The organism is Polynucleobacter sp. AP-Latsch-80-C2 (assembly GCF_018882185.1).
GTDB lineage: Bacteria > Pseudomonadota > Gammaproteobacteria > Burkholderiales > Burkholderiaceae > Polynucleobacter.
On sequence record NZ_JACVOY010000002.1, the window covers coordinates 348,637 to 359,944 of the forward strand.

The following is an 11,308-nucleotide window of genomic DNA, read 5'->3' on the forward strand; positions in this document are numbered from 1 at the left end:
CCTAACTAGTGGATTTCTTTAGATTTTTTCCCATCATAATCAATCCGTTGTTTTTTATTTAATAAAAATAGTTAGGAGCTTCTGATGTCAACATCAACTAAAGCAGCCCCAATGACCGCCGAAGAGCGCAAAGTTATTTTTGCTTCTTCATTAGGTACGGTTTTTGAGTGGTACGACTTTTATCTTTACGGTTCTTTGGCTGCCGTTATTGCCAAGCAGTTTTTCTCAGGCTTAGATGCAGGTTCTGCCTTCATTTTCGCTTTGTTAGCGTTTGCTGCTGGTTTCATCGTCCGTCCATTTGGCGCGTTGGTATTCGGTCGCTTGGGCGATTTGATCGGTCGTAAATATACCTTCTTGGTCACCATCTTATTGATGGGTGGCTCGACTTTTATCGTGGGTATCCTGCCTAACTATGCAACTATCGGCGTAGCTGCTCCAGTCATCTTGATCGCATTGCGTATGCTTCAAGGTTTGGCTTTGGGTGGTGAGTATGGCGGTGCGGCTACTTACGTTGCAGAGCATGCTCCTCACGGTCGTCGTGGTGCTTACACAGCTTGGATTCAGACAACAGCTACTCTTGGCTTGTTCCTCTCCTTGCTCGTCATTTTGTTCACACGTGAATTCACTGGTCCAGACTTTGATGTTTGGGGCTGGCGTGTTCCTTTCATCGTTTCTATCGCATTGTTGGCGGTTTCTGTATGGATTCGTTTGTCCATGAATGAATCACCAGCTTTCAAGAAGATGAAAGAAGAAGGAAAATTATCTAAAGCGCCTTTGACCGAGTCATTTGGTCAGTGGAAAAACTTAAAGATTGTTATCTTGGCATTATTTGGTCTGGTTGCAGGTCAAGCAGTGGTTTGGTACACAGGTCAGTTCTACGCTTTGTTCTACCTTACACAAGTATTGAAGGTAGATCCTAAGACTGCGAACTTGTTGATTGCTGCTTCATTAGTAGTCGGCACACCATTCTTCGTAGTATTTGGTAGCTTGTCAGACAAGATCGGCCGTAAGGTCATCATCATGGGTGGTTTGTTATTGGCTGTCATTACTTACATCCCTAACACTCCAGTTTCCGTGTTCAATGCTTTGACACACTTTGCTAACCCAGCGTTGGAAAAGGCAATGGCAGCTTCACCAGCAACGATTACTGCTGATGTGAATGAATGTACATTCCAGTTCAATCCAACTGGTACAGCGAAGTTCACAAGCTCTTGCGATATTGCAAAACAAGTGATGGCTGCTAACTCTGCTAGCTACAGCACTATTCCTGCAGCTCCCGGTTCAGTTGCTGTAGTGAAGATTGGTGATACAGAAATCACTGGCTACTCACCAAAAGGTATGGATCCAGCTGAAGCAAAAGCGAAAGATGCTGAGTTCAAAAAGCAAATTCGTGACGCGTTGACTGCTGCTGGTTATCCAACCAAAGCCGATCCTTCACAGATCAACTATTTTGCTGTATTCCTATTATTGTTGTACTTAGTGCTCTTGGTCACCATGGTTTATGGCCCAATCGCTGCGATGTTGGTTGAGATGTTCCCAACCCGCATTCGTTACACCTCTATGTCCTTGCCATACCACATTGGTAACGGTTGGTTCGGTGGCTTGCTGCCAACGATCTCCTTTGCCTTGGTTGCGCAAAACGGTAACATTTACTACGGTCTCTGGTACCCAATCATCATCGCTGCGATGACATTGGTAATCGGCACACTGTTTGTACGTGAAACCAAAGACGTGGATATCTACGCAAAAGACTAATTAAACTAGTTTGTATCCAATCAGAAACCCGATCAGAAATGGTCGGGTTTTTTTACGCCCACAAATCTAGTTGATTACGGCGGCCGAGAAGATTTTGGTTTTGCTGGGCAATGGAAGTTGTTCTTGCTCCAGGGGTGAGTGTGATGGTAGCGCCTGCAGCCAGTACGCCGGTTTGATTGACTCGCAGATACCAGCCAGAAAAACCAGACTGCAACATGGCCTTTGCTGCGCCTTTGTATTTCATCTTGGCATTGAACTTAAAGCAGGGTTCGCGTAGCTTCACCACAGAGAACTCGAGATCACCGATATGCAATACATCGCCAACAAAGACTTCGGTTTCTAGTAAACCCTCGATGGTAAAGTTTTCCCCGAGGGCGCCGTGTTGGAGCCCGACTATTTGTTTGGTTTCGCGGGTGAGTAGGGCGTTCCAAAACGTATAGTGTTCGGCTGGATAAACATAGATTGCTTTTTCTATCCCGCCGTGAACACTGAGATCGGCCTGCTCATCACCTTTTACTCCAAGCTTGGTGATTTCAATAGCAGTGGGTGCTAGTAAGTTACTTACCTGAGTTTTGACAATCGCCGAAGCGACTGATTTGTAGTCAGGGTGGTGATTGCCAAATAAGGGCGCAACTTTACCGCTAGAGATAGATAAAAGCCTCATGAGAAAAAGCTTTGCTAATAGCTGCTAGTAAGAATTACCTGCTCCATTTGAGCTCCATAGCCTGAATTTTTTCTGGGCCTAGTTCTGCGAGGTATTTATTAAAGTCGTCTCTGATAGGGGAGCCTTTAACAAAAGCAAAGCCCAATTTATCAGCGTAAGGAATTTGATAGCTACTAACTAAAGGCATCTTCATCTTGTTGACGTAAGTAAGCAGCATGGAGCTGTCTACGAAGGCTAGATCAAGATTGCCGTTATTGAGATCAGTCAAAGCCTCACTCATGGATGGATATAGCTTTACTTTATTAACTGGATAAATACCTTTGGGCGCCCATTCGTTTTCGATATAGCCCATGAAGACTGCGCCTGTTGGGAAGCCGATCGAGTATTTTTTGATTTGAGATAAATCAGTGATGTGAATATTGCGCTTGCTTACGCTAACCAAGTCCCAGCCATTTTGTACGTAGGGATTGGAGAACTCCATGACCTCTTCGCGCTTTGGCGTGATCGAAATTCCAGAGAAAGCAACATCAGCTTGTCCGCTAGCAACTGCACCAAGCATTCCTTGGAAGTCATATGCCTTTAGGTTGTAGGTATAGCCACGTGATTCGCAGAAGCCTTTAAAGATTTCGATATCAACACCAACTACTTGACCATTCTCTTCAAATGTAAATGGTGGAATAGAAGGGGAGATAGCAGCTTGCAAAACTTTTGATGTCTTATTGTCTGATTTTGAGCATCCCAGAGAAAATAACGCAGCTAAGACGCAAACACCGAGGAGTAATGATTTTAAGAATGGCGATGAGGTTTTGATCATGTTAGTTTTCGCTGAATGAACAACATTAAGAAAAGTGAGGCGCATCAATAGGTTTGACTGCTAAGATCACATCATAAATCGAAGAGAGTGGGATATGCGTCTTTATATAGGGCTGATGTTGGGGATTTTTTGCATGCTGGGCGGTCAGTCAGCATTTGCTAAGTGGGATGAAGAGCGCGATGTCACTGGTAGCGGTAACCAGGACCTCGTTTACTATTTCAAAACCAATGAGCAGGGACAGAAATTGGTCCTGGATAAATATGTGAAACGGCTGATATTCATTCAGCAGGATCGCTTTCATAAGCGCACGATTAAACAAATCAAAATTGACGGGGTGCCCCTCGATGTCATGAGTGACCCTTTTTCGCATTACCCGGCGCAAACGGCCATTACCTTTGAAAACAAGGATGAGGTGCTCAAAAAGCTATTTTTAGCCAAGAAAATAGAGATTGAGGTGCACTATGGTCGTGATCAGGGGGTTAGTGTTTTTCAGATTAAGTAGGCAAAGGCAGTCTATTTAGACAGACGGACGCCTATCATTTATAATTTCCAGTTCGGCGAATTAGCTCAGCTGGTTAGAGCGACGGAATCATAAAAATATTTTTGAGTACTAAAACAGTTTTAAAACATTGTTTTAAGCATACGCAAAAAATCCCGCCCACTACACACCACAAATATTGGCATCAAAAAATACTTACACGCATTAATCTGCGTTCGCAGAACATCGTGTGAGATTTTGACTACGAAGAAAAAATAATCGTCGTAGAAAATGCAAGACGACAGCACACTAAGCGTGTATGTCTAATCTCAATCAACTCTTTGCAAACCCCATCCCCGCAACCCCAAAGGCTATAAGGCTTATAGACGGGAAGGTGACTGTCTATAAGCGTCCCCAGTCGGCACAATGGCAATGCCGCTTTAAGCTGGCAAATAACAAGTGGCATTCGGCAAGCACTGGTACAGACGAGCTAAGCGAAGCTAGACGCAATGCCATAGTTCTTTATGAAACTGTCCGCATCAAAATCGATGCAGGGTTGGCACTCACAGAAAAATCATTTGGACAGTTGGCATTAGAAGAGATGGCAAATATGCGTCGCACTTCGAATGGCAAGAGAGGCGAGCGTAACTACAAAGATTATTTTTTTATCTGGCAAAAATATCTCATTCCATTTTTCGGAAAATACAAGGTTGGTGAAATCACGCAAGAGTTAGTTGCAGACTTTGAAGCGTGGAGAACTTCGGTCATGGGCAAAGAGTCAAAAGCAATCACCAAAAAACATCACGCACTGGCATACAACAGAGTAGTGACGTTAGCAAAAGAGCTTGGACAGATTTCGCAAAACAAGATTGTTCCGTTGCTAAACATTGCTGGTGCAAAGAGTGAGCCTCGTCCCGCTTTTTCGCAAGAAGAGTTAGAGCAGTTGTATACCTACTTTCCGATTTGGCAAAAAGACGTTCACCACAGACATTCGGGTGAAGTTAGGGTGCTATGTGCCGCTTACATTCAGTTTTTGGTGAATACAGGCATTAGGCACAGCACCGAGTCTATGCCGCTGAGGTGGAAGCACCTGCAATGGCACTATATCGGTGATAAGCGGTACTTACGCATATGGGTGAGTGGCAAGACGGGGCAGAGGTATTTAATCGCTAAAAACGCTGTTTTAGACGTTTTAGAGGGGTTAATGCACTGGCAGAAGCTCCCATATGCCAGTTTGGGGGAAATCATCGAAATAAAGCTCGATAGATTGATATTTACGCTCCCCACAGGTGAAATGCCCCATTTACTGGAAAACATCTTTCGGCACTTAATGAAAAAGAGTGGGTTGCTTAAAAATGGGGCAGGACAAAACAGAACGCTGTACAGCTTGAGGCATACGTATGCAACGCAAGCATTGGCTAGTGGAGTGGATATTCATACGCTAGCTAAGCAAATGGGCACAAGCGTTTTAATGATTGAGCGTCATTACAGCAAGATAACCCCAATGATGAATGCTGAGAAGCTGGCATAAACAAGGGGCAAAGGTGTCGTGTTTGACACGACAGGCTGATAAGGGGCAGACTCCAGACACTCAAAACAAGGTGTTTTCAGAGATTTGACTGGCGGAGAACGGCCAATAAGAGGCGGTAGTGTCACCTCTTTTTTACTTCACGGGTAGCGATAATTTATTTAAGATCCCGCAGTGTGCTGAGTCCTGATTCGCATGACATTGTTTTCTGAGCAGCTTTAATTGTCGCTCAAGTTGGCGTAGCTCATTAATTCGATTGCTTACACCTTCAATATGGGCATCAAGCAATTCATTTACTGCATCACAGTTTTCATCGGGCAAATCTTTTAAGCGAAGTAATTGACGAATTTCACTTAAGGTCATGTCCAGCGAGCGGCAGTGGCGAATAAATGTAAGGCGTTGCAGGTGCTGATCCCCGTAGATTCGGAAGTTACCCTCAGATCGAGCCGGTTTTGCTAACAAACCCTCTTGCTCATAAAACCGAATAGTTTCCACTTGAGTGCCTGTGGCTGTTGCTAGTTCACCAATTCTCATTTGACCTCCAAGTTTTTACATTTTTATTCTAATCCCTTGACTCTATAGTTACTATAGGGTGTTAAATGTTCTATGTCTTCATCATTTAGGTTTCCGCTATGAGCGAATGCAATACCTCCTGTAGTTGTTCTACATCAACCCCTGTGACAAAGGCTTCTGAGATACGGAGCAAGAATAAGGCCATCTATCGCATTGAAAATATGGACTGCCCAACTGAAGAGGCGCTTATTCGCAAAAAGCTAGTTAGTGTAAGCGGCATTGAGTCGCTGGACTTTAACTTAATGCAAAGGATACTCACGGTTGGTCACAATCTCAACTCACTTGACGCTATCGAGTCCGCTTTGGGTTCAATTGGAATGCAGGCGGTGCTACAAAGTGGTCAGACTTCTACAAAGGACAGCTCGATTGAGCCTATACCTAAAAAAAATTGGTGGCCATTGGCTGTTGCAGGTATCACTGCAACCTTGGCTGAAATCATGGAATTGCTGCAACTTGGTAATCAGTGGATTGTCATTGCTCTAGTAATCGCCTCAATTGCTTCAGGTGGCCTGACCACCTATAAAAAGGGCTGGATTGCATTAAAGAATGGCAATCTCAATATCAATGCCTTAATGTCAATTGCAGTCACAGGCGCGATGGCGATTGGAAGTTGGCCAGAAGCCGCCATGGTGATGTTCTTATTTACTCTAGCTGAAGTAATTGAAGCCAAGTCATTAGATCGTGCTCGTAATGCGATTCGTGGCTTATTAGACCTCACCCCTGAAACCGCAACCGTTCAGCAAGCCGATGGCTCTTGGGTGCTAACGGATGTAAAGGCTATCGCTTTAGGTGCTTTAGTTCGAGTGCGTCCTGGAGAGCGAATAGCTTTAGACGGCATATTAATAAGTGGTAACTCGGCAGTAAATCAAGCGCCAATCACGGGTGAGAGCCTACCCGTCGATAAGATAGTTGGCGATGAGGTATTTGCAGGAACGATCAATCAGACAGGATCGTTCGAATACAAAGTTACTGCAGAAGCGACTCATTCAACGCTAGCTCGAATTATTCATGCAGTTGAAGCAGCGCAAGGAAGTCGTGCGCCCACCCAGCGTTTTGTTGATCAATTCGCCAAGATCTATACGCCAGCTGTTTTTTTGCTTGCGGTGTTAGTCGCTGTTTTGCCTCCATTGTTAATAGCGCAGTCATGGCAAGAGTGGATCTATAAAGCATTAGTCATGTTAGTGATTGCCTGCCCTTGTGCTTTGGTGATCTCAACACCAGTAACGATTGTGAGTGGCTTAGCAGCCGCTGCAAGAAAAGGCATCTTAATTAAAGGAGGCGCTTTTTTAGAAGCAGGACGGAGCATGAAGGTCTTAGCAGTAGATAAGACAGGGACACTAACCTACGGGAAGCCTGCACAAACGGACTTTTTTGCATTAAGTAGCAATGACAAGCATATTCACGAAATTGCCATTAGTCTTGCAGCGCGATCTGATCATCCCGTATCTCTAGCAATTGCCCATGCTAATCAAGAGCAAAAGAATGATTTAAAGACTGTAGATAGCTTTGAGGCGATTCTGGGTCGCGGTGTCAAAGGCGTTATTGAGGGTAATTTGTATTACCTTGGCAATCATCGACTGATTGAAGAATTGGGTTTGTGCTCTGATGATATTGAGAATCGTTTATTACCACTAGAGCAGCAAGGCAAAACGGCCGTATTGCTTACCAACCAAACAGAGGTTTTAGCCATTATTGCGGTGGCCGATACTGTTAGAGAAACAAGCAAGCAGGCTATTGATGAGCTTCACCAATTAGGCGTGACTACCATCATGCTCACTGGTGACAATCAGCACACCGCTAAGGCAATAGGTAAACAGGTGGGTGTCGATGAGATTATGGGTAATTTATTGCCTGAAGATAAGCTCAAAATAATTGACAGTCGCCTAAAAAAGGATCCCAATGTAAAGGTAGGCATGGTTGGAGATGGCATTAATGATGCCCCCGCTTTAGCAAGAGCAAGTATTGGATTTGCGATGGGTGCGGCTGGAACCGATACTGCGATAGAGACTGCTGATGTTGCGCTAATGGATGATGATTTACGCAAGATTGCTACCTTTATTCGGCTATCCAAATCAACCGCTCTAATTCTGACTCAAAACATTGTTCTTGCTCTTGGCATTAAAGCTATTTTCCTTGTGCTTACCTTTACAGGGCAAGCCACGATGTGGATGGCGGTATTTGCGGATATGGGTGCGAGCTTGCTAGTAGTGGCAAATGGATTGCGGTTATTAAGAAGCTAGGTGTTAGTTCATATCAAGCAGTTAACTCAAGGAGTACTAAAATGAAAAAGCTAGGATGGGTTGCGATTTTAAGTTTAGGTGTTTTACTAAGTGCGCCCGTTTTGGCGCAAACAGCAGGGGCGGGCACTAAAGCCTCACAGACACAACAAAAAAATGTTGATGTAGCGGAGTTTGATAAGCAAGCCGCTCAAATTCAAGAGAACTTTAAAAAGATGCAACAGCAGATGGATCAGATCCGTGCAACTCAAGATCCGCAAGAAAGGCAAAAGCTGATGCAGGCTCACTGGAGCACAATGCAGGGCAACATGAATATGATGCAAGGCATGTGGGGTTCGGGAATGATGGGTTGTTGTGGTGGTAACGGCGGCATGATGGGTGGACACATGATGGGTTGGAATGGTATGGGCCCCTATTACTCTAAATTAACACCTGAGCAGTTAAAGCAACGCCAATACATGATGGATCAATACATGGGTATGCAGCAGAACATGATGAACCAAATGATGCAGCAGAACTATATGTGGATGGATCGGTCAAGGTAGTAACACACTAGGGGGATGAGTTACTGGACTTGTCCTCCAAGGTCCCCCTTGGGTCGAAAGTTGCCAGCGGTAAATATGTAATACAAACGACTGCTTTAAAGTAACAAGCAGTCGTTAAGTAAGGTGTCGTGTTAAACACGACATCACAACCCCCTCAAAAACCGTCTATACGCAAACTAATTGCGGTGCCAAATAGCCGTGCATCAGAGAACCCCTGTTTTAAGCGTGTAGAGCTGATTTGAGGCGTTTGCTTAAATTCGTAGTCTTAATCCCACAGATTTAATAAATACATTTAGCTCCACCAAAGATTATTACTATTTTCTTTGGCGGAGCTAAATGCTAAGTCATTGATTCTTGGAAAGATTATTGATCACACATTTTGGTCGTTCTTTTGAGCAAAAGAATACAAACTGTATACACAGTTTTATTTATCTAAAGGACAAAAATGGCTCAAGCAAAAACACTCACCACAGCAGAATTAGAACAAGTCTTACGCTACATTAGCAGCACAACTTATCCAGAACGCAATCGTGCAATGCTTCTTATGGGATATTGGGCAGGACTTCGCGTTAAAGAAATTGCTCAATTAAAAATGGGGGATGTATTAAATGACGATGGCTCGATTAAAAGTGAAATTCGTTTAAGTGCACAGCAAACTAAAGGGAATGACGGCAGAACGGTATTCTTGCCAGTAAAGTTAAAAGAAGAATTGGCTGTGTATCTCAAAACTCGACATATCACCATGCCTGATATTCCCTTATTCCATACATCTAAGCGTTTGGGCTGGACGCCTAATACCTTATGTCAGCACTTCTTTTGGCTTTATAAGCGAGCGGGTATTGCGGGTGCTAGTAGCCACAGTGGGCGCAGGCAATTTATTACAACCTTGGCAAACAAGGGCATCTCTGTGCGTATCTTGGCTAGCCTAGCGGGACACAAGAGTATTGCTGTAACGCAGAAATACATTGATGTAAATGACGATATGAAAAGGGCGGCCGTTGAGTTGATATAGCTGGTGCAGTATTAAGCACGACAATTAGTTATACCAAGCGTAGCGAATCTCATTAGAGTTAATTTTATTCACGGCATCCAAAACTTTAGTGCCACTAAGCTGCGATGTTAAATCCAAGTCCCACCAAAGTTTTTCTAGCTCTGCGTGGGACTCCCTTTGTTTTTTGCTAAATCTATCTACAGGTAAAGTTTTTTTAAATACGGGATATTTACCCAGCTCTACATTGCCAATCAACATCTTGGCCTTGCCTATGTAGCGACTTACAGTAGATCGCATACGATTTAATCGCTGGTGATGTAACTCAACATCTTCGGCCATCCCTTCATTACTTGGGCTTAATCGTAACGCTACACCAATACGATACAAGTCGCCTTTAGTTGAATATTTGTCTTTCGCTTGTTCTAGTGCGACTGGTTTCGCTACGACCTCTCTGTGAACACACCATATTTCATGCATTCTTTGTAGAGCGGGCAAGCGATACAACACGGGGTTAATGGGGAATTGAGATTGACTCATTTGTAATTTATTAGCAGGACGCATTGTTATGTGTTGCTTAAGAATGCGATTGATTTGACGGCTAATGGTTGCTTGGCTAAGGTCTAGTGGAATTTCCACTAATAACTTATCATCCCGCGTTTCTGTGAGATTGCTTAAATCCTCTACGATTTCTATGACCTTGGGAAGCTCCACTTGTTCCTTAAAAATATAGGTGCCAGTGCGCTCATACCAAGTATCAAAGTCGCTTTTATAAATATCCCCAAACTTGCGATATAGCCAGCGCATTCCATCATCTATGGTGCGTGGATTGTTGGCGCTAGAGCTGGTTTGGCAAATGAGCCAGTAGTCCTTACTAAGTCGTAAATATTCCCACCACCAACGCCGAACGCTAGTGCGGGCATAGCTGAGCTCTTCTTCAATAGTGCGCGAGCGTAAGCGCCCAATCCCCTTTTGAATGCCTCTGATATACCGCATAAGCCTTTACCTATATAGGATTAACAGTATATAACAACTATGACCAATTAAATAGTTAATGCGGATAGTAGGGGTTGTGGGCAGCGAAACAAACCAAAAGCAGTCCGCATATTTACTAACCCGTCATTAAAAGGAGAAACCTTATGACAATAGCAACTTTGGCAGTAAACGCAGTAAATCCTTCAATTAACTTGGCAGCCCTGAATGTGCCTGTAACGGTTGTCGTGTCAAACACGACACCTGCAGTTCAAGCAAGCTCTGTCGAACAATTGAAGTCCTTGGAAACTGCTCGTATCAGCTGGGAAACTACTGAGCTTGCCCAGTCTAATAATCGCTTGTATTCCATCTTGCAACAGGCTTACCAGTTTTACTTGGTAATGAAGCAGGACGAGAGCAAAGATATTCGTAAGGAAAAGCAAGCAGCATTAGATGCTTTTATTGAGGAGCATGGCTATACAAACAGCTTTGGCGCCACAACACACGATATGACTCGAGTTGTTAAGTGCGTATTTGGTGTTAATCGCCGTCGTGTCAGCGCTTATTCGATTGCTTTGCGTGAAGCCTTGCGTCAAGAGGTTGGAGTCAAAGACTTAATCGTCTTTATGCAAGAAAACGGTGGTGTTGAGCAAATTCGTATGGGTGGCACTAAGCCTTTGTCAGCTACCAAGCGTGCTGAGCTTGTTAAAGCCGAAGTAAGCGAAGCTGTGATCAGTAAGGTGAAGTTTGACGC

At 44.0% G+C, this 11,308-nt stretch carries 11 protein-coding genes; 7 read left to right on the forward strand and 4 right to left on the reverse strand.

Going from position 1 to position 11,308, the window contains the following annotated elements:
• Positions 1-84: 84 nt before the first annotated feature.
• Positions 85-1,755, forward strand: coding sequence for an MFS transporter (locus ICN47_RS04235; RefSeq protein ID WP_216218630.1), 1,671 nt, complete (start codon positions 85-87; stop codon positions 1,753-1,755).
• 52 nt (positions 1,756-1,807) lie between these two features.
• Here the strand turns inward: ICN47_RS04235 and ICN47_RS04240 are convergent, their stop codons facing one another.
• Positions 1,808-2,419 (reverse strand): MOSC domain-containing protein, encoded by a 612-nt coding sequence (locus ICN47_RS04240; RefSeq protein WP_216218631.1) that lies wholly within the window; start codon positions 2,417-2,419, stop codon positions 1,808-1,810.
• A gap of 34 nt (positions 2,420-2,453) precedes the next feature.
• Positions 2,454-3,233 (reverse strand): transporter substrate-binding domain-containing protein, encoded by a 780-nt coding sequence (locus tag ICN47_RS04245; RefSeq protein ID WP_216218632.1) that lies wholly within the window; start codon positions 3,231-3,233, stop codon positions 2,454-2,456.
• Between the two features lie 94 nt (positions 3,234-3,327).
• Here ICN47_RS04245 and ICN47_RS04250 point away from each other — a divergent pair, with 94 nt between their 5' ends.
• Both ICN47_RS04250 and ICN47_RS04255 read left to right on the forward strand, forming a co-directional pair.
• The gene (locus ICN47_RS04250; RefSeq protein ID WP_216218633.1) at positions 3,328-3,735 is read left to right on the forward strand and encodes a hypothetical protein; all 408 of its coding nucleotides are present in this window, start codon (positions 3,328-3,330) and stop codon (positions 3,733-3,735) included.
• Positions 3,736-4,030: 295 nt separating this feature from the next.
• Positions 4,031-5,242: a site-specific integrase gene (locus tag ICN47_RS04255; protein ID WP_216218634.1), complete on the forward strand. Its 1,212-nt coding sequence runs from the start codon at positions 4,031-4,033 to the stop codon at positions 5,240-5,242.
• A gap of 132 nt (positions 5,243-5,374) precedes the next feature.
• Here ICN47_RS04255 and cadR read toward each other — a convergent pair whose 3' ends face one another.
• Entirely contained in the window at positions 5,375-5,773 is a 399-nt protein-coding gene (cadR, locus tag ICN47_RS04260; RefSeq protein WP_068949421.1) for a Cd(II)/Pb(II)-responsive transcriptional regulator, read from the reverse strand.
• A 98-nt stretch (positions 5,774-5,871) separates the two neighbouring features.
• On the opposite strand from cadR, the gene ICN47_RS04265 reads away from it, so the two are divergent.
• The 3 genes from ICN47_RS04265 to ICN47_RS04275 all read left to right on the forward strand — a co-directional run bounded on the left by ICN47_RS04265 (position 5,872) and on the right by ICN47_RS04275 (position 9,606).
• On the forward strand, positions 5,872-8,052 hold the full coding sequence (locus ICN47_RS04265) for a heavy metal translocating P-type ATPase (protein WP_215311369.1): 2,181 nt from the start codon (positions 5,872-5,874) through the stop codon (positions 8,050-8,052).
• Between the two features lie 41 nt (positions 8,053-8,093).
• The gene (locus ICN47_RS04270; RefSeq protein ID WP_068949419.1) at positions 8,094-8,594 is read left to right on the forward strand and encodes a hypothetical protein; all 501 of its coding nucleotides are present in this window, start codon (positions 8,094-8,096) and stop codon (positions 8,592-8,594) included.
• Positions 8,595-9,039: 445 nt separating this feature from the next.
• Positions 9,040-9,606: a site-specific integrase gene (locus tag ICN47_RS04275; RefSeq protein WP_216218635.1), complete on the forward strand. Its 567-nt coding sequence runs from the start codon at positions 9,040-9,042 to the stop codon at positions 9,604-9,606.
• A 24-nt stretch (positions 9,607-9,630) separates the two neighbouring features.
• On the opposite strand, the gene ICN47_RS04280 is transcribed toward ICN47_RS04275, so the two are convergent.
• Complete coding sequence (locus tag ICN47_RS04280) at positions 9,631-10,578, reverse strand: hypothetical protein (protein WP_216218636.1); 948 nt, start codon at positions 10,576-10,578, stop codon at positions 9,631-9,633.
• A 143-nt stretch (positions 10,579-10,721) separates the two neighbouring features.
• Here ICN47_RS04280 and ICN47_RS04285 point away from each other — a divergent pair.
• A partial coding sequence (locus ICN47_RS04285) for a hypothetical protein (RefSeq protein ID WP_216218637.1) occupies positions 10,722-11,308 on the forward strand: 587 nt, incomplete at its 3' end.

Coding starts and splice junctions, on each gene's coding strand:
- ICN47_RS04275 (WP_216218635.1), top strand. CDS start 9,040: ATGGCTCAAGCAAAAACACTCACCACAGCAGAATTAGAACAAGTCTTA.
- ICN47_RS04265 (WP_215311369.1), top strand. CDS start 5,872: ATGAGCGAATGCAATACCTCCTGTAGTTGTTCTACATCAACCCCTGTG.
- cadR (WP_068949421.1), bottom strand. CDS start 5,773: ATGAGAATTGGTGAACTAGCAACAGCCACAGGCACTCAAGTGGAAACT.
- ICN47_RS04280 (WP_216218636.1), bottom strand. CDS start 10,578: ATGCGGTATATCAGAGGCATTCAAAAGGGGATTGGGCGCTTACGCTCG.
- ICN47_RS04240 (WP_216218631.1), bottom strand. CDS start 2,419: ATGAGGCTTTTATCTATCTCTAGCGGTAAAGTTGCGCCCTTATTTGGC.
- ICN47_RS04270 (WP_068949419.1), top strand. CDS start 8,094: ATGAAAAAGCTAGGATGGGTTGCGATTTTAAGTTTAGGTGTTTTACTA.
- ICN47_RS04250 (WP_216218633.1), top strand. CDS start 3,328: ATGCGTCTTTATATAGGGCTGATGTTGGGGATTTTTTGCATGCTGGGC.
- ICN47_RS04255 (WP_216218634.1), top strand. CDS start 4,031: ATGTCTAATCTCAATCAACTCTTTGCAAACCCCATCCCCGCAACCCCA.
- ICN47_RS04235 (WP_216218630.1), top strand. CDS start 85: ATGTCAACATCAACTAAAGCAGCCCCAATGACCGCCGAAGAGCGCAAA.
- ICN47_RS04245 (WP_216218632.1), bottom strand. CDS start 3,233: ATGATCAAAACCTCATCGCCATTCTTAAAATCATTACTCCTCGGTGTT.